General features: G+C 74.7%; 20 protein-coding genes. 12 read left to right on the forward strand and 8 right to left on the reverse strand.

The annotated features are described in order from the left end of the window. The 7 genes from ACZ6Y7_RS33325 to ACZ6Y7_RS33355 all read left to right on the forward strand — a co-directional run bounded on the left by ACZ6Y7_RS33325 (position 1) and on the right by ACZ6Y7_RS33355 (position 6,504). The gene (locus tag ACZ6Y7_RS33325) at positions 1-381 is read left to right on the forward strand and encodes a Rieske (2Fe-2S) protein (RefSeq protein WP_465761680.1); all 381 of its coding nucleotides are present in this window, start codon (positions 1-3) and stop codon (positions 379-381) included. Positions 382-406: 25 nt separating this feature from the next. After that, positions 407-1,300, forward strand: coding sequence for a phosphoenolpyruvate mutase (gene aepX, locus ACZ6Y7_RS33330; RefSeq protein WP_465761681.1), 894 nt, complete (start codon positions 407-409; stop codon positions 1,298-1,300). Positions 1,301-1,494: 194 nt separating this feature from the next. Then, positions 1,495-2,667, forward strand: a complete 1,173-nt coding sequence (locus ACZ6Y7_RS33335) for an Nramp family divalent metal transporter (RefSeq protein ID WP_465761682.1) — start codon at positions 1,495-1,497, stop codon at positions 2,665-2,667. 65 nt (positions 2,668-2,732) lie between these two features. Then, entirely contained in the window at positions 2,733-4,382 is a 1,650-nt protein-coding gene (locus ACZ6Y7_RS33340; protein WP_465761683.1) for an AMP-binding protein, read from the forward strand. Positions 4,383-4,424: 42 nt separating this feature from the next. Next, the gene (locus ACZ6Y7_RS33345; RefSeq protein ID WP_465761684.1) at positions 4,425-4,694 is read left to right on the forward strand and encodes an acyl carrier protein; all 270 of its coding nucleotides are present in this window, start codon (positions 4,425-4,427) and stop codon (positions 4,692-4,694) included. After that, positions 4,691-5,353, forward strand: a complete 663-nt coding sequence (locus tag ACZ6Y7_RS33350; RefSeq protein ID WP_465761685.1) for a 4'-phosphopantetheinyl transferase superfamily protein — start codon at positions 4,691-4,693, stop codon at positions 5,351-5,353. The genes ACZ6Y7_RS33345 and ACZ6Y7_RS33350 overlap by 4 nt, the downstream gene beginning before the upstream one ends. A 68-nt stretch (positions 5,354-5,421) precedes the next feature. After that, positions 5,422-6,504 carry an NAD(P)-dependent oxidoreductase gene (locus tag ACZ6Y7_RS33355; protein ID WP_465761686.1) on the forward strand — a complete coding sequence of 361 codons (1,083 nt, stop codon included), beginning with the start codon at positions 5,422-5,424 and terminating at the stop codon, positions 6,502-6,504. Between the two features lie 58 nt (positions 6,505-6,562). Here the strand turns inward: ACZ6Y7_RS33355 and ACZ6Y7_RS33360 are convergent, their stop codons facing one another. The 3 genes from ACZ6Y7_RS33360 to ACZ6Y7_RS33370 form a co-directional block, all read right to left on the reverse strand. Beyond that, positions 6,563-7,342, reverse strand: a complete 780-nt coding sequence (locus tag ACZ6Y7_RS33360) for an ABC transporter permease (RefSeq protein WP_465761687.1) — start codon at positions 7,340-7,342, stop codon at positions 6,563-6,565. Further along, positions 7,332-8,303, reverse strand: coding sequence for an ABC transporter ATP-binding protein (locus ACZ6Y7_RS33365; protein WP_465761688.1), 972 nt, complete (start codon positions 8,301-8,303; stop codon positions 7,332-7,334). Before ACZ6Y7_RS33365 ends, ACZ6Y7_RS33360 begins: the two co-directional genes overlap by 11 nt. A gap of 117 nt (positions 8,304-8,420) precedes the next feature. Then, a complete protein-coding gene (locus tag ACZ6Y7_RS33370) occupies positions 8,421-9,341 on the reverse strand; it encodes a LysR family transcriptional regulator (RefSeq protein WP_465761689.1) in 921 nt (306 codons plus the stop codon). Positions 9,342-9,723: 382 nt separating this feature from the next. On the opposite strand from ACZ6Y7_RS33370, the gene ACZ6Y7_RS33375 reads away from it, so the two are divergent. Further along, positions 9,724-11,217 carry an amino acid permease gene (locus ACZ6Y7_RS33375; protein ID WP_465761690.1) on the forward strand — a complete coding sequence of 498 codons (1,494 nt, stop codon included), beginning with the start codon at positions 9,724-9,726 and terminating at the stop codon, positions 11,215-11,217. Here ACZ6Y7_RS33375 and ACZ6Y7_RS33380 read toward each other — a convergent pair. From ACZ6Y7_RS33380 to ACZ6Y7_RS33390, 3 genes are all read right to left on the reverse strand, one after another. Next, positions 11,168-11,842: a TetR/AcrR family transcriptional regulator gene (locus tag ACZ6Y7_RS33380; RefSeq protein WP_465761691.1), complete on the reverse strand. Its 675-nt coding sequence runs from the start codon at positions 11,840-11,842 to the stop codon at positions 11,168-11,170. The two genes, ACZ6Y7_RS33375 and ACZ6Y7_RS33380, sit on opposite strands and share 50 nt — an antisense overlap. 138 nt (positions 11,843-11,980) lie before the next feature. Next, a complete protein-coding gene (locus tag ACZ6Y7_RS33385) occupies positions 11,981-13,195 on the reverse strand; it encodes an MFS transporter (protein WP_465761692.1) in 1,215 nt (404 codons plus the stop codon). Beyond that, positions 13,192-14,085 (reverse strand): pirin family protein, encoded by an 894-nt coding sequence (locus ACZ6Y7_RS33390; RefSeq protein WP_465761693.1) that lies wholly within the window; start codon positions 14,083-14,085, stop codon positions 13,192-13,194. The genes ACZ6Y7_RS33385 and ACZ6Y7_RS33390 overlap by 4 nt, the downstream gene beginning before the upstream one ends. A 209-nt stretch (positions 14,086-14,294) precedes the next feature. Here ACZ6Y7_RS33390 and ACZ6Y7_RS33395 point away from each other — a divergent pair, with 209 nt between their 5' ends. After that, positions 14,295-14,867 (forward strand): NADPH-dependent FMN reductase, encoded by a 573-nt coding sequence (locus ACZ6Y7_RS33395; RefSeq protein WP_465761694.1) that lies wholly within the window; start codon positions 14,295-14,297, stop codon positions 14,865-14,867. A gap of 195 nt (positions 14,868-15,062) precedes the next feature. On the opposite strand, the gene ACZ6Y7_RS33400 is transcribed toward ACZ6Y7_RS33395, so the two are convergent. Together ACZ6Y7_RS33400 and ACZ6Y7_RS33405 are read right to left on the reverse strand one after the other, a co-directional pair. Continuing rightward, positions 15,063-15,824 (reverse strand): hypothetical protein, encoded by a 762-nt coding sequence (locus ACZ6Y7_RS33400; protein ID WP_465761695.1) that lies wholly within the window; start codon positions 15,822-15,824, stop codon positions 15,063-15,065. A 438-nt stretch (positions 15,825-16,262) separates the two neighbouring features. Then, positions 16,263-16,658: a nuclear transport factor 2 family protein gene (locus ACZ6Y7_RS33405; protein ID WP_465761696.1), complete on the reverse strand. Its 396-nt coding sequence runs from the start codon at positions 16,656-16,658 to the stop codon at positions 16,263-16,265. A gap of 117 nt (positions 16,659-16,775) precedes the next feature. Here ACZ6Y7_RS33405 and ACZ6Y7_RS33410 point away from each other — a divergent pair, with 117 nt between their 5' ends. The 3 genes from ACZ6Y7_RS33410 (at position 16,776) to ACZ6Y7_RS33420 (ending at position 19,060) form a co-directional block, all read left to right on the forward strand. Then, a complete protein-coding gene (locus ACZ6Y7_RS33410) occupies positions 16,776-17,231 on the forward strand; it encodes a MarR family winged helix-turn-helix transcriptional regulator (RefSeq protein ID WP_465761697.1) in 456 nt (151 codons plus the stop codon). A gap of 110 nt (positions 17,232-17,341) precedes the next feature. Next, positions 17,342-17,578 (forward strand): hypothetical protein, encoded by a 237-nt coding sequence (locus ACZ6Y7_RS33415; protein WP_465761698.1) that lies wholly within the window; start codon positions 17,342-17,344, stop codon positions 17,576-17,578. Positions 17,579-17,695: 117 nt separating this feature from the next. Further along, the gene (locus tag ACZ6Y7_RS33420) at positions 17,696-19,060 is read left to right on the forward strand and encodes a hypothetical protein (protein ID WP_465761699.1); all 1,365 of its coding nucleotides are present in this window, start codon (positions 17,696-17,698) and stop codon (positions 19,058-19,060) included. The last annotated feature ends 22 nt before the right edge of the window (positions 19,061-19,082 follow it).

Genomic DNA, 19,082 nt, shown 5'->3' on the forward strand with positions numbered 1-19,082 from the left:
ATGACCACCGAGCACAAGCGCGAACGCAGGCGGCACGTGGTCTGCGCCCTGGACGAACTCGCCCCCGGCACCAGCCGCCTCGTCGAGCTCGGACGCCGGCGGATCCTCGTGGTCCGCGACGGGGACGGCCACCTGCACGCCCTCTCGGACGTGTGCCCCCACCAGGGCGGACCGCTGTCCGGCGGCTCCGTCGAGCGGATGTGGGTCGCGGAGCGGCCCGGCGAGCACCAGCGCTCCAAGGACCGGACCGTGGCGGTCTGCCCCTGGCACAACTTCGAGACCGACGTCTCGACCGGATGCTCCGTGTGGGAGCCGCGGCCGCTGCGCGCGGCCACCTACCGGGCCGAGGTCGAGGACGGCGATGTCGTCCTCTACGTCTGACGCACCGACCCAGGAAACGAGACGCATGTTCACTCACTCACGCAACGCCCGCCTCCGTGCCCTGCTCGAGGCGCCGGAGCTGTTCTTCCTCATGGAGGCGCACGACGGGCTGTCCGCCCGGATCGCCGACGCCGCCGGATTCCCGGCTATCTGGGCGTCCGGGCTGTCCATCTCCACCGCCCTCGGCGTCCGCGACAGCTCCGAGGCCTCCTGGTCGCAGATCCTCGACGTCACGGCCCGGATCGTGGACGCCTCCGGCGTACCGGTCATGGTCGACGGCGACACCGGCCACGGCGACTTCAACAGCGCGCGCCGCTTCACCCGCCAGGCCGAGCGGATCGGCGCCTCGGCGGTGTGCCTGGAGGACAAGGTCTTCCCCAAGATGAACTCCTTCGTCGGGAACGGCCACCAACTGGCGCCCGTCGGGGAGTTCTGCGGCAAGCTGCGCGCCTGCGTCGACGCGCGCGGCGACGAGGACTTCCGCATCGTCGCGCGCACCGAGACGCTGATCGCCGGAGGAACCGTCACCGAAGCCCTCGACCGCGCCCACGCCTACGCCGAGGCCGGCGCGCACGCCCTCTTCATCCACTCACGCCGCAAGACCGCCGAGCAGATCGCGGAGTTCGTCCGGGCCTGGCAGGAGCGGCTGCCCCTGGTCATCGCACCCACGACGTACGCGGACACCCCGGCCGACGAGTTCCGCTCCCTGGGCATCACGGGCGTGATCTGGGCGAACCAGAACATGCGCGCCGCGTTCGCCGCCATGAGCAAGGTGTCGCGGGACATCCTCGCCACCGAGGGCGTGACCCGGGTCGAAGGACACCTGGCGCCCCTGTCGGAAGTGTTCGGCCTGCTCGGCTACGACGACCTGGCGCAGGACGAGCGGAGGTACACGGACGCCGAACCGGGGACCCGGTGAACCCGGTACGGCGCGCGGCCCGGCCCACGACGGCCGGCGGCGACACGGTGACGGTCGTCGGCGGCCGCGGGCCGACGACCCGCCCGGCCGCGCCGGGCGGCCGCGCCGCGGTGCCGTCCCCGGCCGCCGGGACCGCGGGGACGCCTCCCGCCGGCGGGCCCGTGCCGGCCACCCGCACCGCGGCCCTCCTGCGTATGCTCGGGCCGGCGTTCGTCGCCGCGATCGCCTATGTCGACCCCGGCAACTTCGCCACCAACGTCTCCGGCGGTGCGGCCAAGGGATACGGCTTGATCTGGGTCGTGGTCGCGGCCAGCGGCACGGCCGCGCTGATCCAGTCCCTGGCCGGCCGCCTCGGCCTGGCCACCGGCCGCGACCTGTGCACCGTGGTCCGCGAACGCGCCCGGCCCTGGCAGGTCGCGGTGATGTGGGTGCAGGCCGAACTCGTCTGCATGGCCACCGACCTGGCCGAGATCGTCGGCGCGGCCGTGGCCGCGAACCTCCTGTTCGGCCTGCCGCCCCTGCTCGGAGGACTCCTCGCCGTCGGACTGTCCTACGCCGCCACCGCCCTCGCCGACCGGCGGCAGCCACGCTTCGAACGGCTGATGGCACTCGCCCTGGGCGCCATGCTGGTGGCCTTCGTCCTCGCCTGCGCGCTGGCCGGGGTGAGCCCCGGCCCGGCCGCGGCCGGTCTCCTGCCGTCCGCGGCGGACCTCGACGGCACCTACCTGACCCTCGCCATCGCCATCGTCGGCGCCACCGTCATGCCGCACGCCGTCTACCTCCATTCCGCCCTGACCGCGCGCCTGCACGGCACGGCGCCGGGCACGGCCGCCCGCGGCCAGCGCACCGACGTCGGCCTCGCCATGGCCCTGGCCACCCTCGGCAACCTCGCCCTGCTCGGAGTCGCCGCCGCCCTCCTGCACGGCCGCTCCGGACTTCCCGACGACGCCACGCTCGCCGACGCGCACCACGCGTTCGCCGACGTTTCCCCGGCCCTCGGCGTGGTCTTCCTCATCGCCCTGCTCCTGTCCGGCCTCGCGGCCTCCGGCGTCGGCACCTACGCCGGCCAGGTCGTCATGCGCGGCCTGCTGCGCCGCTCGGTGCCGGCCGTCCTGCGCCGGGGGCTCACCGCCCTGCCGGCCCTCGTCGTGCTGTGCCTGGGAGTGGAACCCACCCGGGCGCTGGTCGCCAGCCAGATCGTGCTGTCCTTCGGCATCCCCTTCGCGCTCGTTCCCCTGATCCGCTACGTGCGGCGGGTGGACCTGATGGGCGACTGGGCCGTCGGCCGGACGACCGTCCTCGCGGCATCCGCCTGCGCGGCGGTCATCGTCTCGCTCAACTGCCTGCTCCTCGTCCGGCTCCTGTGACCCCCGGGACCGTGGAGAGCCGGAACCCGTGGAAGCCCCAACCCGTGGAAAGGGGGTGCACCGCCATGGAAGACACGCTCATCGCCCGCCTGGAGGACCGCGCACGCCGGTCCGACCCGACCACCATCCGCCTGCCCGGAGAAGGCGGGCAGACGGACCTGCGCGACCTGCTGGACCGCGCCCGGTTCCTCGCCGGCGACCTGCACGAGGCCGGCGTCCGCCCCGGCGACGTCGCCGGCATCGTGCTGCAGAACGGCACCGGCTTCCTGACCGCCCTGTTCGGCCTGATGTACGCCGGCGCCGTCCCGGCACCGCTGGCCCTGCCCAACTCGCTCGGCGGCCTGGACGCCTACGGCCGCCACCTGGCCGCCGTCGCACAGGACTGCGACATGCGCTTCATCGTCACCGACAGCGGGCTCCGACGCCTGCGCGACCGGCTCACCGGAACCCTCCAGGGCGGCACCGCCGTCCTCGACCTCGGCGCGCTCCCCCACGTCGAATCCCGGCTGTGCCTGCCCCTCTCCCCCGACCGCCCCGGCTTCATCCAGTACACCTCCGGAAGCACCTCGGCGCCCAAGGGCGTGGTGCTCAGCCAACGCGCGATGGCCGCAGGCGTCGAGGCGATCGTCGGCGCGGCCCGGATCACCCGCGCCGACACCATCGGCCTGTGGCTGCCCCTCTTCCACGACATGGGACTGGTGTCCGTCCTGGTCGGCCTGCTCGCGGCCGGGAAACTGGCGCTGTGGCGCCCGGGAGACTTCATCCGCCGCCCCGCCCAGTGGCTCACCGCCTTCGCCGAGGAACGCTGCACCGTCTGCACGGCACCCAACTTCTTCTACGACCACCTCATCGGCGTCGCCGACCGCTTCGACACCACCCCGCTCGACCTCTCCGCCTGGCGGGTGGCCTGCAACGGCGCCGAACCCGTGCAGAGCCGCACCGTCGAGGAGTTCACCCGCAGGTTCGCCCCCCACGGCTTCGTCGCCGGCGCCGTGTGCCCGGTCTACGGGATGGCCGAAGCCACGCTCGCCGTGACGTTCAGTGAGACCGGCAAGGGCGCCCGGACCATCTGGCGGGACCGCACCCGGCTGCGCACCACCGGGCACGCCGTACCCGCCGAACCCGGCTCGGCCACCGCCCGGCCCCTGGTGAGCGTCGGACGGCCGGTCCCCGGGATGCGGGTGCGGATCGCCGCCCCCGGAGCCCCGGACGCCGAGGCTCCCGCCGGACAGGTCGGCGAGATCCAGATCATGGGGCCGGCCGTCACCTCCGGCTACCACCGCCGCCCACGCGCGGAGGCGTTCACCCCCGACGGGTGGCTGCGCACCGGCGACCTCGGCTTCCTGGACGGGGGCGAACTCTTCGTCACCGGACGCGAGAAGAGCATGGTCGTCGTCCGCGGCGAGAACTTCTACGCGGAGGACGCCGAGGCGATCGTCCGCGACCTGCCCGGCGTGTACCGCAACCGGTGCGTCGCGGTCCCCTGGACCGGCCCCGACGGCGCCGAGACCCTGGCGCTCGTCGGCGAGACCGCCCTGACCGACGCCGAGGACCGCGCCGACCTGGAACGCCGGGTCGCCGCGGCACTGACCGCCGGGCTCGGCCTGAGCGGAGTGCGGGTGCGCCTCGTCGAGCCGCACTGGCTGCCGCAGACCAGCAGCGGCAAGGTCCAGCGCAACCGCGTCCGGGCCGCCCTCGCCACGGCGACCGGCTGACCGGCCGTCCTCCCACCGCCCGACACGAAACGGAGAACCACCATGGACGAGACCACCGAGAACGTCGGCGAAGCCGTCCGCTCGGCGTTCGCCTCGGAGCTGTTCCTGCCGTCCGACCAGGTCACCGCCGACTCGCCGCTGGCCGGACTCGCCGGAATGGACTCCGTCACCCTGCTGCGCATCATCGCCGCGCTGGAGACGAAGTACTGGGTGGCGCTCGACGACGAGCGGCTGTACGACCTCGTCACCGTCGGGGACGTCACCGCGCTCGTGGACGAAGCCCTGCGGGCCCGGGCCGTCTCCGGCGGGTGAGCGCCGCCGGCACCGCCGCGCTCGCCCCGGACCGGACCGTGACCCTGCGGCCCGGCCGTGGCGTCGTGGTCTGCCTGACGGGCCCGGACGTCGAGCAGGCACGGCACCACCCGGCCGAAGCCCGGTGGGCGGCCGCCCTGCCCGCTGCCCGCCGCGCCGACTTCCTGGCCGGCCGCCGCGCCGCGGGGCAGGCGCTCGCCGCCCTGGGCCGTGAAGGGCCCGTGGCGCGCGCCCCGGACGGCCGGCCGCTGTTCCCGGACGGCCTGGCGGGTTCGATCAGCCACTGCGACGGCTACGGGGCCTGTGCCGCGGCCCTCGGTGCGTTCGCCCTGGGAGTGGACCTGGAGCGCGAGGGCCGGGTGCCCGCCGCCGGCCTGCGGCACATCGCGACGGAGGCCGAACGCGCGTGGATCGCGCGCTCCCGCGACCCGGATCCGGCCGGGTACCGGACGACCGCGCTGTTCTGCGCGAAGGAGGCGGTCTACAAGGCACGCGGTGGCGGCGCCGCCCACGGCCATCTGACGGTGGAACTGCTGCCCCGGCGGGGCGGCTTCCTGACCTCCGGGCCCGGTGCGCTGACCGTCGCCACGTACCGCCTGTCCGGACCCGACGCAGACCACTACGTCCTCGCAACGGCTTGGGAGGTGGCTCCGCAGTGAACGGCGTGCCAGGGGCAGAGGAAGGCGGACGGAGGCTCGTACGAGCCGGAAGGACGCGCGGGCCGGCCGTGGCGGTGGCGTCCTTCCGGCGCTCCCCGGACCAGTGCGGCGCGCACCGGCACCGGGTCGTGGTGTCGCACTGGATCCACCCGGAGGCCGTCGACTACCTGCGCCGGTTCAGCGATCCGGTGGTGCCGGTCGATTCCGACGTGCTCGGCCGCGAGCAGTGCCTGGAACTGGCTGCCGACGCCGACGCCCTGATCATGTGCACAGCCGACAGCGTCGACGACGACTTCCTCGCGCGGTGCCCGCGGCTGCGGGTGATCAGCACCGTGGTCAAGGGGCACGGCAACTTCGACGCCGAGGCCTGCGCCCGGCGCGGGGTGTGGCTCACGGTGCTGCCGGACCTGCTGACCGCGCCGACGGCCGAACTCGCGGTGGCGCTGGCCGTCGCCCTGGGCCGTCGGGTCCGCGAGGGCGACGCGCTGGTGCGCTCGGGCCGGTTCGACGGCTGGCGGCCGGTGCTCTACGGCAAAGGGCTGTACCGCGCCCGGGTCGGGGTGGTCGGCATGGGCCGGCTCGGACGGGCGGTGGCACGGCGCCTGAGCGGGTTCGAACCGTCCGAGGTGCTCTACTACGACCGGCAGCGGCTCGCCGCGCACGAGGAGCGGCGGCTCGGGGTGCGGGCGGCCGGACTGGGCGAGCTGATGGGCAGCTGCGAGGTCGTCCTGCTGCTGCTCCCGCTGAGCGCGGACACGCGCCATCTGATCGGCCGTGAGACCCTCGGTCGGGCGCGGCCGGGGCAGCTGCTGGTGAACGTCGGACGCGGCTCGGTGGTCGACGAGGAGGCGGTGGCCTCGGCCTTGGAGGACGGCGCGCTCGGCGGCTACGCGGCCGACGTGTTCGCCTTCGAGGACCGGGCGCTGCCGGCCCGCGCCCGCAGGGTTCCCCGCAGGCTGCTCGCGCATCCCGCGACACTGCTGACCCCGCACCTGGGATCCGCCGTGGAGTCGGTCCGCAAGGACATGGAGATCGCCGCGGTGCGACAGGTCGAACAGGCGCTCGGCGGACGGGTTCCGGACCACGACGTCACCGCCGGACCGCTCCGGGAGCGGTCCGGCGGTGACCCGGCGCGGGGACGGCACCGGTGACGGGACCCCTGGCCCCGATCACAGGACCTGGCCGCGGTGACCGGACCGGGCCCGCTCCTCAGCGTGCCGCGCGGGGGGCGCGGACGGCCGCGACGCCCAGGGCGAGCAGGCTGACGGCGAGCGTGATGCCGAGCGCTTCGACGAAGACGGAGCGCTCCCCGGTCACGGCGGCCTGGAACCCCCGGGAGGCCCAGTACCCGGGGCTGAACCGGGCCACGTCGCTCACCCAGTGCGGCAGGACGAACAGCGGGACCAGGCAGCCGCTCAGGCAGGTGACGCCCAGCGCCCCGATGTCGGAGACGGCGGCGAGCTGTCCCTGTGTCCGGACCCACGCGCCGAGGGCCAGCCCGCAGCAGGACACGCACAGCGCCCAGGCCAGCACCATGACGGCCAGTCGCCAGGAGCCGGCCGCCAGGTCGAAGTCGAAGGCGGCCGCGGCGAACCCGAACGTCACGGCCTGCTGGAGGGCGAAGACCGCGGTCAGCGGCAGCGCCTTGCCGAGCAGGACGGCCGCCGGCCCGGCAGGGCTGGTGCGCAGCCGGTCCCAGGTGCGCCAGGTGCGTTCGGAGAGCAGGGTCTGCCCGGCCATGTCGAGCGCGAGCAGCGTGAACATCACGGCCAGGCCCGCGGCCTGCTGGTTGATGGCCGGTCCGTCCGGGCTGCCGAGGCGCTCGTAGACCGGCCGCAGGACGGTCATCAGCACGATCGACATGACGGCGTAGGCGATGACGGTGCCCGGCTCGCGCATCAGGAGCACCGCGGCGTGGCGGGCGATGACGGCGGTGCGCCTGGGTGCGGCCCACCCGGACAGGGGTGGGGTGGCGGTGTCAGTGGCCATGGTCGGTCGCCTCCGCGGGGGTCGGGTGGGCCGGGACGCGGCGGTCCCGGCGGTCGGTTCGCCGGTCCGGCCCGTCGGCCGCGAACGCGGGGTCGAGCAGGTGCCGGTAGAGGTCGTCTAGCGTCGGTTCGCTGATCTGGACGGTGCGCACCCGGTCGGCCTCCGGCCCCAGGTCGCCGAGCAGCCTGGCCAGCGCCTCGGTCGGGCGGGCGGCGGTGAACCACAGCCCGCCGTCGGGTGACGTGCCGTCGGCGCGTGCGGCCAGCCGCTGCGGCGCGGGGCCGGCGAAGGCGATGCCGACCCGCCCCGGCAGTCCGGCCAGCAGGTCCCGGCGGTCCCCGCGTGCCACGACCCGGCCGGCTTCGGCGACCGCGAGCGTGGCGCCCAGGTCCTCGAGCTCCGGCAGGTAGTGGGTGGTGTAGACGACCGCGGCCCCTTCGTCGGCCCTGGCCCGCACCAGGGCGAGCAGGGCCTGACGGGTCACCGGGTCGGCCCCGACGGTGGGTTCGTCCAGCAGCATGACCGCGGGGCGGTGCAGCAGCGCGGTGGCGGCCTGGGCCCGGCGCTGTTGCCCTCCGGACAGCTGCTCGACGACCTGGTCCAGCCGGCCCTCCAGTTCGACGGCGGCGGTGATCTCCTCGACCGCGCGGCTCAGCGCCTTGCCCCGCAGTCCCGCGAGCCCGCCGTGGAACTCCAGGTTCCGGCGCAGGGTCACCGTCGGGTACAGCGCGATCTCCTGCGGCGCCAGGCCGACGCGGGCCCGTGCCCGGCCGGGCGCGGTGGCGAGGTCGATCCCGTCGATCACCACCCGGCCGCGGTCGGGGCGTTCCAGTCCGGCGCACACCCGGGCGAAAGTCGTCTTGCCGGCGCCGTTGTGGCCCATGAGGCCGCAGATTTCTCCCGGTGCCACGGCCAGGTCGAAGCCGTCCAGGGCGCGGACGGCGCCCCAGCTCTTGTGCAAATCCCGAACGTCTAACACGGTGCGCTCCCGAGTGAGGAGTATATCTCGTATACTTGCGGTCCGAATAATAGCCGCGCCGTCCCCGGACGGAAAGCCGGGGCGGCGCGGCCGGGTTTTTCAGGCGGTACGGGCCTCGCGCAGTCTGTCGTGCGCCAGGGCGATCTCCCGGGACGCCTCCTGGACCACGCGGTGGAGCCTGCGCACGAGCGGCGAGCTCTGGCCGCGGTGCAGCACGAACGCCAGGTCCAGCACGTGCGTCGCCGGGGAGAGGTCGCGCACCGCCACGCCGGGGTGCTGCCCGACGCCGGCCCCGGGCAGGATCGCCACGCCCATGCGGTTGGCCACCATCGAGATCGTGGTCTCGATCCCGTTGGTCTCGATGTCGACCCGCGGGGTGAAGCCGCCGTGCCGGGCCAGCATTCCGACGGCGTCGGCGTAGGCGGGGCACTGCAGGCGGACGCCGATGAAGGGCTCCTCCTCCAGCCGCCGGATGTCGACGAACCGCTCCTTGGCGCACGGGTGGTTGCCCGGCAAGGCCACCACCAGCCGGTCGCGCCGCACCACCAGCGGCGTCAGGTTCGACTCCAGGACCGGCAGGTGCATGAAGCCGACGTCCAGCGCGCCCTCGCGGATGGCCGTCGCCTGCTTGTCGCAGGGCACGTCGGTGAGCTCGATGCGGATGCCCGGGCAGCAGTGCGCTATCCGGCGCAGGAACGGCGTCAAGACGGTGGTCGACTCGCCGCGCGGGAAGCCGATGCGCAGAAGCCCGCCGTCTCCGGGCGGGGGCCGGTGCGCGACCGCGCGGGCCTCCTCGTAGGCGGCCACGCAGCGGCGCAACGGCTCCAGGGCGTCGTGCCCGGCCTCGGTGAGCGAGATCGTGCGGCTGGTCCGCTCGATCAGGGTGGCGCCCAATTCGGACTCCAGCTTGTTGACCTGCTGACTCAGCGCGGGCTGGGTTATTCCAAGGCGTTCGGCCGCCCGACCGAAATGTAGATCTTCGGCAACGGCAAGAAAATAGCGCAGTCGACGCAGGTCCATACGCTCCCCCCGGTGCGGATATGGAGACTCGCAAGGCGCAGCACGATCTATACATCGTATATTCGGTTTCTCGGAGACGTCAAGCCGCTTGTGCTCGGTGCGTCGGCCCGGGCCCCGGGAGTCGACCTGCGCACCCAACGCCCCTGATGGGGGCCGCTGTACCGTCCCCGGCAGCGTCGACGGTGGATCCCGGTGGGTGGTGCGGCTGGAGCCGGAAGCGACGCCCGGAGGCCCGGGACGCGGTCAGCGGCGGCTTCCGCGCGGGGTGTGGGCGAGGGCGCCGGGCGGATCCCGAATGGCGCCGGAGCGGCCGGAGGACTTGATCACGACGGGTGGTCGGGGCCAGGATCTCCCCGGTTGGAGCACAACGGGGGGAGCCGTGATGTCCGAGGACCGGTCGGTCGGTCGTGGGTTGAGACAGCGACACATCGCCATGATCGCGCTGGGCGGGGCGATCGGAGCCGGGCTGTTCGTCGGCTCCGGCGTCGGGATCGCCGCGGCGGGGCCGGGGATCGTGGTGTCGTACGTGGTGGCCGGGGTGCTCACGGTGCTGGTCATGCGGATGCTCGGCGAGATGTCCGCCGCGCACCCCGGCTCCGGGTCGTTCTCGGCGCACGCCACCCGGGCCTGGGGGCCGTGGGCCGGGCTGCTGTCCGGCTGGATGTACTGGGCGCTGCTGGTGGTGAGCGTGGCCGCGGAGGCGATCGGGGCCTCCCGGATCGTGGCGGGGTGGCTGCCGCAGGTACCGGCCTGGGTGTGGGTGGCCGTGTTCATGGCCGTGTTCACCGGGACGAACCTGGCGGGCGTGCGGCACTTCGGCGAGCTGGAGTTCTGGTTCGCCGGGGTGAAGGCCGCCTCGATCTGCGCGTTCATCCTGCTCGGCGCCGCCGTCGTGTTCGCCGGCCGCACGCCGGCGGTGGAGAACCTGACCGCGCACGGCGGCCTGCTGCCGCACGGCTGGCACGGGGTGGCGGTGGGCACCGTCGCGGCGGTCTTCGCGTACGGCGGGCTGGAGACGGTGACCCTCGCCGCCGCCGAGTGCGAGGACCCGGTGGCCGCGGTGCGCCGGGCGGTGCGCACGGTGCTGTGGCGGGTGGCGGTGTTCTACATCGGCTCGATGGCGGTGATCGTCGCCGTGGTGCCGTGGGACGATCCGGCGGTCGCCGGCGGCCCGTACGCGGCGGCGATCGGCCGGATCGGGGTGCCGGGCGCGGCGCAGCTGATGAACGCCGTCGTGCTGGTGGCCCTGCTGTCGGCGATGAACGCCAACATCTACGGCTCCTCGCGGATGCTGCACGCCCTCGCCGCCCGCGGTGACGCCCCCCGCCTGCTGACCCGGGGCGGCCGGGGCGGTGTGGGCACCGGCCGTGCCGTGCTCGCCTCGGCGGCGTTCGGCTTCGCGTCGGTGGTGCTCAGCCTGCTGTGGCCGCGGACCGTCTTCCCGTTCCTGCTGAACTCGATCGGGACGGCGATCCTGGTGGTCTGGATCCTGATCGTCGCCTCCCACCTGCGGCTGGCCGGCCGGCACCGGCGCGAAGGGCGGGGGGAGGCCCCGATGCGGGGCGCGCCGTACCCGGGTTACCTGGCGTTGACGGCGATGGCCGGGGTGCTGGTGTTCATGGTGGTGGATCCGGGCAGCCGCCCCCAGGTGCTCTGCACCGGAGCGTGGACGGCGGCGCTGCTGCTGGTGGCGGGGCTGCGGCGGCGCCGTCGCGGGCGGGACGCCGGTCCGGCCGCGGGAGCGGCGCCCGCTGCTGCGGACGGGACGGCGGGCCCGGCGGCCGGGCCCGCCGTCGCCGCGGCCCCCGGCGCCGTCGCCGCCTCGGTCAGTGCTCCCGGGCGTACCGCGCCAGGAACAGGTCGACCCCGGAGCTGATCATCCGGTGCAGCCCGGCCTCGTCCAGTTCGGTGTCCGGGCCGAACGTGCGGATCAGCTGCGGCACGCCGACCGTGCAGGCGACCAGCTGCTGCACGGCCAGCGCCGGGTCCTCCACGGCGAGCACGCCGCGGCGGTCCAGTTCGGTGAAGGCCTCGATCAGCGGGCCGTTGTTCATGTCGTAGCTGACCCGGTACCAGAGCTGGCCCAGCTGGGGGAAGCGGTCGATCTCGCCGATCACCAGGCGGCGCAGCGACATGATGTCGGGGCGCAGCAGGATGCGGGTCCAGTCGAGGGTGAGGGTGATCAGCGCGGAGCGCAGGTCCTCGGCCTCGGCGATGGTGGAGTTCCACGGCTTGAGGTCCTCGTAGGTGGTGGGCAGGATGCCGCCGATCACCGCGAGGAAGAGCCGTTCCTTGCTCCCGAAGTGCTTGTAGATGGTCGCCTTGGAGACGCCGGAGCGGGTGGTGATGGCGTCCATCGAGGCGGCCGAGTAGCCCTCCTTGAGGAACTCGGCGAGCGCGGCGTCGATGATCGCCTGCCGGCGCCGCTGGGCGGCGTCGGTGGGCCCCGGGATGATCGGGATGCCGAACTCGTCGGTCGGCTGGGGGCTTTCGGCGGCCATCGGGTGCTCCTCGGGGGTGCTGGGTGCTCGTGCTCGGGGGAGACGGTACGGGCCAGTATAGAAAACTGAACGGTTCGGTTGGTACACGGCGCGGTGGGCGCGTCCGCCGTCCGGGCCGGTCAGCGTGCCGGGCCCGGGTCAGCGCAGCAGCGAGGCGAGGTACGGGCCCAGCCCGGCGATCCGCCCGCCGGACGCCGCCAGCTGCGGGCCGAGCGCCGCGCCGAGCAGGAACACCAGGTTGAACAGCCCGATCGCCTCCGCCCGTCGGTGCGGCGCCACGGCCTCGGCCGCGGCGCCGGTCAGGACGCCCTGGCCGCCGGCGTTGACGCAGGCGCCGGCCCCGGCGCCCAGCAGCACCAGCGGCGCCCAGGGGCCGAGCGCGGCGAGCGCCAGGGCGGCGAAGGAGACGCCGAGCAGCAGGCCGGTGGTGCGCCGCGGGCCCAGCCGGGGCGCGGCGCGCACCAGTGCCCAGGAGAGCAGTGCGCCGCTCAGGGTGGCGAGCGAGCCGACGGCGCCGGTCTGGACGGCGCTCCAGCCGGTCAGCGCGGCGACCCGCCGCGGGGCGCCGTAGACCAGGCCGAAGTTGACGGTCGCCAGGATCAGCATCACCGCCGCGACGGCCCGGAAGCGGGGCACCGCCAGGACGTCCAGGCCGAGGAACGAGCGGTGCGCCGTCCTCGCCCCCGCGCCCCGCGCCGGCGCCGGTTCAAAGCCGCCCCCCGGGCCCGCGGCCGCTCCGGCGCACCCGCGCAGGGCGGCCGGCAGCACCGCCAGGGTCAGCACCGGCAGCACCAGGCAGGCCCGCCAGTCCAGCGCGGCCGCCACCGCCGCGCCGACGAACAGCCCGGCGGTGCCGCCCGCCGCGCTGCCGATCGCGACGACCCCCGAGGCGCGTCCGTCGGGTTGGCGCGCGGCCAATTGGAAGGCGGCCACGTTGAATCCGGCCGCACCGACCGCCAGGAGCACGCGCCCGGCGACCAGCGGGCCGAGGGCCGTCCCGGCGGCGAGTGCGACCAGGACGCCGAGCAGCAGCGCCCCCGCGGAGGCGATCAGCAGCGCCCGGGGGCCGCGCCGCCCGGCGGTGCCGGTGAGCAGCGGAGTGCCGAGCATCATGCCGAGCCCGTAGCCGCTCATCAGCCAGGTCGCGGGGCCGGGGCCGGTGTGCAGCTCCCGCGCGATGGCGGGCAGGACGAGGCTGGGACTGGAGAGTCCGGCCGCGCCGGGGGCGGCGACCGCCGCGAGCAGGAGACCGGTCCGGAGCGACCCCCGTGCGCCCCGGCCGGTGTCCGCTGTCGGCGTCTGCGCCCGGGGCGCGGCCGCCCGTGCCGCCGTGTTCAGCGCTTCCGGACTCATTCCGGGATGCTCCCGAACTTTCCGTTCGCGAAGTCGAGTTGGGCCTGCCGCAGTTCGGCCGCGGTGTTCATCACGAACGGGCCGCCGCGGGCCACCGGCTCGCCGATCGGCTCGCCGGCCAGGACCAGGACCTCGGCCGGACCGTCCGGCGCGGCGACGGCGATCCGCTCCCCGTCGTGCGCCAGCACCGCGAGCTGGCCGTCCGCCAGCGACGCGTCGGGCAGTTCGGCGGCGCCGGAGAGCACGTAGACGGCGGCGTTGTGGCCGGCCGGCACGGTGAATTCGGTCCGTCCGCCGGCGGCCAGCACGGCGTGCGCGAGCAGGATCGGCAGGTGCGTCTCGAAGGGGCCGGCCACGCCGTGGCTGCGGCCCGCGATGACCTTGACCCGGCTGCCGTCCCCGGTGGGCACCACCGGAATGGTGTCGGGCCCCTGGTTCTGGCTGCGGGCCGGGAGATCCTTCAGCCGGGCGGGCAGGTTCACCCAGATCTGGAGGAGGTGCTGGCGGCCGCCGTGGGCGAGCAGTTCCGCGGTCGGCTCGTTGGAGTGGACGATGCCGGCGCCGGCGGTGAGCCACTCGACCTCCCCGGCCACGCTGGTGCCGCGCCGGCCGGTGGAGTCGGCCCAGTCCATCGCGCCCTCGATGAGGTAGGAGACCGCCTCGAATCCCCGGTGCGGGTGCGAGGGGGCGCCCTTGGCCTCACCGGGGGCGAGCAGCAGCGGACCCGTCTGGTCGACCATCAGGAACGGGTCGAGCATCGGGAGTTCGGCCACCGGGAACGGGCGGCGGACGGGGAAGCCGGCGCCCTCGAAGGTGTGCACGGGGTCGATGACGGTGGTGGTCGAGCGGAGGGGGGCGGCCTGGGCCGCGGCGAGCTGAGTCGTCGTCATGCCGAAAACTGAACTACACGACTCAGTTCAGAGTCAAGACTGAACTGTCTGGTTGACGCATTGAACTGAACCGTTTAGATTTTCGGCGTCGGAACGGCCGGCCGGCACGTCGCCCGTGCCCCTCCCCCATGAGGCCCGCGCCACACCCGCCGGACCCGCCGACCCCAGGCAGCCAGAAACCCGCACCCACCACCGCAAGGAGCACCGACATGAGCGCGTCCAAGGTCTTCGCCATCTCCGGCTCGCTGCGCGCCGACTCGCACAACACCGCGCTCCTGCGCGCCGCCCGGACGTTCAACCCGGCCGGCATGGAGATCGAGATCTACGACGGCCTGCGCGACATCCCGCCCTACGACTACGACCTGGACCACCCGGGCGTGCGGCCGGCCGTCGTCGAGGAGCTGCGCCGCAAGGTCTCCGAGGCGGACGGCCTGCTGATCGCCACCCCCGAGTTCAACTACTCGATCCCCGGCGTGCTGAAGAACGCCCTGGACTGGCTGAGCACCGACTGGAGCAAGACCGAGGGCCTGCCGCTGCACCGCAAGCCCACCGCGATCATGGGCGCCGCGCCCACCAACTTCGGCTCCGTCCGGGCCCAGCTGGCGCTGCGCCAGGTCTTCGTCTGGACCGACAGCGACGTGGTGGTCAAGCCCGAGCTGGTCGCCTTCCGCTCGCACGAGCGCTTCGACGACCGGGGCGACCTGATCGACGAGGGCACCATCGGCATCCTCAAGGACCTGCTCACCGCCCTGCAGGGCAAGATCGACGCCGCCCGCCCCTGACCCCGGCACCGACCCCGCGGCGCCCGCACCCCGACACCCCGGCACCCCGGCACCCCGACCCGAACATGGCACGAGGCCCCACCGAGCTCGGTGGGGCCTCGTGCCGCGTTGGCCTCGTGCCGCGTGGGGCCGGTCGCCCGTCGGCCGCCCGCCGGCCACGGACGGCCGACGGCGCCCGCGGGCGGGTTCCGTGGGTCAGGCCTTGGCCTTGAGCCCGGAGACGAGCCGGCCGCTCAGCTTCTTGGCGGTGGCCGCGCCGTTGTCGCCGCCGTCGTTGGCGAGCACGGTGACCACGGAGGTGCCGACCCGGGCCGCGATCAGCGTGTCGCCGTTCTGCCAGGCCGGGTCGGTCACCGTGATGGCGTACGCCTCGTCCCCCAGGCCGGCCAGGGGCGCCTCGGTGACCTTGGTCTTGCTGCTGGTCTGGGCGTCGGCGAAGGACGGGCAGGCCTGGGCGAGCTTGCCCAGTGCGCCCATCACCGTCTGCGCGGTGGTGCCCTGGTAGACGTCGATCTCCTGGGCGATCTCCGCGGAGGCGTTCTTGTCGACGTAGTCGTTCTGGGCGAACGACACACCGGTGATCCCGGTGATGCCGGTCCAGGACGTGCCGCTCAGTCGGGTGCAGTCCGGCGTGGGCACGTCGGCGACGGTCGGCTGGACGTAGGTGTCGCCGGTGTCGCGCGAGCCGGCCGCGTCGAGGTCGAAGCCGGACGGGAAGAAGGAGGCGGGCGCCAGCAGGGCCTTCAGCTGGGCACCCGTCAGCAGGCCGGCGTTCGGGCCCGCAGCCTTCGTCGCGGTCGGCGAGGGGGCGGCGGTCGTCGTCGCGGCGGGCGAGGAGTCGGCCGCCGCGGAAGGGGCGGCCGGGGCCGCGGACTTGGCGGAGGTGGGCCCACAGGCCGTCAGGGCGAGCGGCAGGGTGAGGGTGGAGAGCAGTCTGACGGCGGGAGAGAGACGCATGGGAGCCTGATCCAGGGAGTACACGGGGGCGCGGCGCGACACCGTGGCCGCCCCGCAGCGGGGCCTGGCCCATCGCCAGATCCTGAGCGGGGACGATAACCAGCCAAGATCACTGGACGGGCACATTTCGGCCACGGAACGTTTGGGGCGGGAGTCCCCACCGAACCCACCCGACCCCGGCACGGTCGGACCACAGAGGGGCCACACCCACCACACACCTTCCGGAACGGTCCGGCCCTGGTGCGCTCCGGCGCGTTCGCCGTCGACCTCGACCCACCCCGCAGCCTGCACCGCCCTCGCCGAACGGGGACGAGCGCGTGGCCGAAATCCGACCGTCCGCCAAGGCTCCCCCCGCGGTCACCCCCGCAGGGCCCGCCCGGCCCGGCCGCAGCCCCGCGAGGGAGCCGCGGCCGGGCCGGGGTTCCTTGCCGGCGCCGGTCAGCTGCGGGCGCTGCCGAGGTTCCGGTCGGCGTCGGCGCCCGCGAGCAGGAGGGTGGTCTCCTCGATGCGGCGGAAGCGGCCGTCGGGGGCGAACTCGCCGAAGAGGTAGACCTCCATGCGGACGGTGGAGCCGTCGGTCTTGACGATCTCCATGGTGTGGCGGTCGGCGTACCGGTCGCCGCCGGCGAGCTCGTCGTGGACCTCGACCGAGCCGCCGGCGACGACGGTGCGCAGGTGGGCGATGTGCTCCAGGAACTCGGTGCGGTCGGCCCAGTCGCCGTCGGTGCGCTGGCGGTAGTCGGGGGCGAAGTGCCGGTCCGCGGCCTCGTCCAGGGACAGGCCCGGGGTGAGGAGCAGGTCGGTCAGGGCGGCGCGGACGTCGGTGTGGGTCATGGGAGTTCCTCGGGTGTGATGACGGAGTCCCGCACGACCGGTGCGGGAGATGCGTGCTTCGAGCACGCTAATGACCGTAGCAGAGAAAGCGTGCTTCAAGCACGCTAAACTTCGGGCATGACGAACACGACCGGCCACGACATCGCCTACGCCCTCGGACTGCTCCTGCGGCGCAGCACCCGCGCCCGCATCTACGCCCGCCTGACCGAGGGCCTGGCCGAGGCGGTCGACGACCTCACCTACCCGGTCCTCAGCGGCCTCGCCCGCACCGGCCCCGTCAGCGCCGCCGACCTCGGCCGCGAGATCGGGCTCGACCGCACCACCGTCACCCGCCGCGCCGACCGCCTCGAACAGGGCGGCCTGCTGCGGCGCCAGCCCGACCCGGCCGACGGCCGCGCCACCCTCCTCGCCCTCACCGACGACGGCCACGCCGCCGTGGCCGCCACCCGGCAGCGGCTGGCGGACGCCATCGAGGACTCGCTCGCCGCCTGGCCCGAGGCCGACGCCCGGGACTTCGCCCGCCACCTGCGCCGCTTCGTCGACGAGGGGCCGTTCACCGCGGACCGCGACTGACCGCCACCGGGCCACGGCCCCGCCCGCCCGGCTGGTAGCGTCGCGGCGGTTCCGGCGCCGTCCCTCGGACGACTCCCTCCCCCCTTGTACGACAGCGAGGTTCGGCAGCCATGCGCAGGGCGACCCCTTTCACGGCCTGGCGCAACCCCCTGCTCGGCCCCGGGCAGTTGCTCGGGGCCGAGCTCGGCGGGCGGACGGCGGTCATCCGGCCGGTCTTCGCCCCGGCCCGGGGCTTCGCCGCGCAGGACGCCGAACACGGTGCCCTGCCAAGGGAGTTCCGGCGCGGCCCGGGATCCGCCGGCGCGGAACGGTCCGCCGAACCGCGGTCGCAGCGAAGGCAGTTGTAGCGGCGGCAGGCCACGGGCTCCTCCGCCCGGGCCGCCGGTGGAAAACCCGGTTGCCCGGCCGGCGGTCGGTCGAGGATCATCCTCGCGTTCTGACATCCCCCGACCCACCGGAGACACATGGCCACCGAACTGTCCGAAGCCCGGGAGCTCTACGAGTCCGGCGACCCGCAGGGATCGATGCGGGTGCTGCGCGCCGCCGCGGACCGGCTCCCGCCCGCCGACGTCGCGCCGCTGGTGGCCAGGCTGGCCGAAGGCGCCGGTTTCGAGGACCTGGCGGAGGCTTCGACAGCACTGGCGGCCGCGCCCGGGCAGGCCGAGCGGCTCTACGCCTACGGCTACGCCTGCGTCGAGCGCGGCATCGACGCGGTGGCCGTCCCCGCGCTGCGGGAGGCGCTGCGCCTGGTCCAGGCGCCGCCCGCCGCCCCGGCGCGCACCGGCCTGTTCCGCCGCAAGCCCGAGCCGCAGGCCGCCCGGGGGCTCGATCCGCGTCAGGTGCTGCTGGAGCTGGTCTCCGCGCTGGAGGGCTGCGAGCGGCACGAGGAGGCACTGGCCGTGCTGCGCGAGCACGACGCCCGGCTCGACGACTGGCCTGGCCGGTACCTGACGGTCTACAACGCGCTGATGGCCGGCCGGATCTCCCTGGCCCGGGAGGTGTACGAGGCGCTGTCGGCCCCCGAGGGCGTCTGGGTCGGCCCGGCCCGGCGGGTCGGGCGGATGCTGGAGCGGGCCGCGGCCCTGCCGCCGGCCGACGACCGGGACCTGCGCGGCTGGCACTACGTGCTCACCGGCGGCCTGCTCACCACCCTCTCCCCGCACGGGTTCGACCAGGGCATGACGGGCCGCTGGGCCTACCTGCAGGACGACTTCGAGCACTGCCGGTACGGCCTGGAGCGGCTGCGCGCCGTGCTGGCCGCCACCGGCCGCAAGCCCGCCTCGGTCGCCCTGCTGCCCGACCGGGGCAGCCGGGCGCTCGGCCTGGCGGCGGCGCGGCTGTTCGGCGTGCCGGCGGCGCCGTACCGGCCGGAGGCGTCGGAGGCGTCGGAGGCGTCGGACGTGCTGGTGGTCGCGTACGACCTGAACGCGTGCGATCCCGCCGTGGTGGCGCGGCTGCGCGAACGGGCCGAGGGCCAGCTGCTGTTCGAGCACGCCACCTGCTGGACCGACACACCGGCCGTGACGGCCGACGTCTCGACCCTGCTGGGGCAGATCGTGAACGCCCCGTGGGACCCCCACCTGCAGTTCGGCGAGGACGGCGAGCCCCAGGAGGCCGCGCCCGACGAGCGCTCGGCCGAGGAACTCGCCGAGGCGATCCTGGCCGCCGACCCGACCGCCCCGGAGGGCGACGGCCTGACCCCGCCCGACCCGGACGACACCCTCGCGACCTTCGCCGCCCGCGCGGCCGACACGGCCGGCTGGCCCGCCGCGGGGCCGCGCGACCGCATCCGCTCCGCGGGCCCGGTGCGCAGCTCCCGCTTCGCCTGACGGCCCGCCGGCTCCACCGGTC

The organism is Kitasatospora sp. NPDC053308, from assembly GCF_055585785.1.

Bases quoted from the DNA above. Each gene is read 5' to 3' on its own strand.
- ACZ6Y7_RS33325 (WP_465761680.1), top strand. From the start codon at position 1: ATGACCACCGAGCACAAGCGCGAACGCAGGCGGCACGTGGTCTGCGCC.
- aepX (WP_465761681.1), top strand. From the start codon at position 407: ATGTTCACTCACTCACGCAACGCCCGCCTCCGTGCCCTGCTCGAGGCG.
- ACZ6Y7_RS33335 (WP_465761682.1), top strand. From the start codon at position 1,495: ATGCTCGGGCCGGCGTTCGTCGCCGCGATCGCCTATGTCGACCCCGGC.
- ACZ6Y7_RS33340 (WP_465761683.1), top strand. From the start codon at position 2,733: ATGGAAGACACGCTCATCGCCCGCCTGGAGGACCGCGCACGCCGGTCC.
- ACZ6Y7_RS33345 (WP_465761684.1), top strand. From the start codon at position 4,425: ATGGACGAGACCACCGAGAACGTCGGCGAAGCCGTCCGCTCGGCGTTC.
- ACZ6Y7_RS33360 (WP_465761687.1), bottom strand. From the start codon at position 7,342: ATGGCCACTGACACCGCCACCCCACCCCTGTCCGGGTGGGCCGCACCC.
- ACZ6Y7_RS33370 (WP_465761689.1), bottom strand. From the start codon at position 9,341: ATGGACCTGCGTCGACTGCGCTATTTTCTTGCCGTTGCCGAAGATCTA.
- ACZ6Y7_RS33375 (WP_465761690.1), top strand. From the start codon at position 9,724: ATGTCCGAGGACCGGTCGGTCGGTCGTGGGTTGAGACAGCGACACATC.
- ACZ6Y7_RS33380 (WP_465761691.1), bottom strand. From the start codon at position 11,842: ATGGCCGCCGAAAGCCCCCAGCCGACCGACGAGTTCGGCATCCCGATC.
- ACZ6Y7_RS33385 (WP_465761692.1), bottom strand. From the start codon at position 13,195: ATGAGTCCGGAAGCGCTGAACACGGCGGCACGGGCGGCCGCGCCCCGG.
- ACZ6Y7_RS33390 (WP_465761693.1), bottom strand. From the start codon at position 14,085: ATGACGACGACTCAGCTCGCCGCGGCCCAGGCCGCCCCCCTCCGCTCG.
- ACZ6Y7_RS33395 (WP_465761694.1), top strand. From the start codon at position 14,295: ATGAGCGCGTCCAAGGTCTTCGCCATCTCCGGCTCGCTGCGCGCCGAC.
- ACZ6Y7_RS33400 (WP_465761695.1), bottom strand. From the start codon at position 15,824: ATGCGTCTCTCTCCCGCCGTCAGACTGCTCTCCACCCTCACCCTGCCG.
- ACZ6Y7_RS33405 (WP_465761696.1), bottom strand. From the start codon at position 16,658: ATGACCCACACCGACGTCCGCGCCGCCCTGACCGACCTGCTCCTCACC.
- ACZ6Y7_RS33410 (WP_465761697.1), top strand. From the start codon at position 16,776: ATGACGAACACGACCGGCCACGACATCGCCTACGCCCTCGGACTGCTC.
- ACZ6Y7_RS33415 (WP_465761698.1), top strand. From the start codon at position 17,342: ATGCGCAGGGCGACCCCTTTCACGGCCTGGCGCAACCCCCTGCTCGGC.
- ACZ6Y7_RS33420 (WP_465761699.1), top strand. From the start codon at position 17,696: ATGGCCACCGAACTGTCCGAAGCCCGGGAGCTCTACGAGTCCGGCGAC.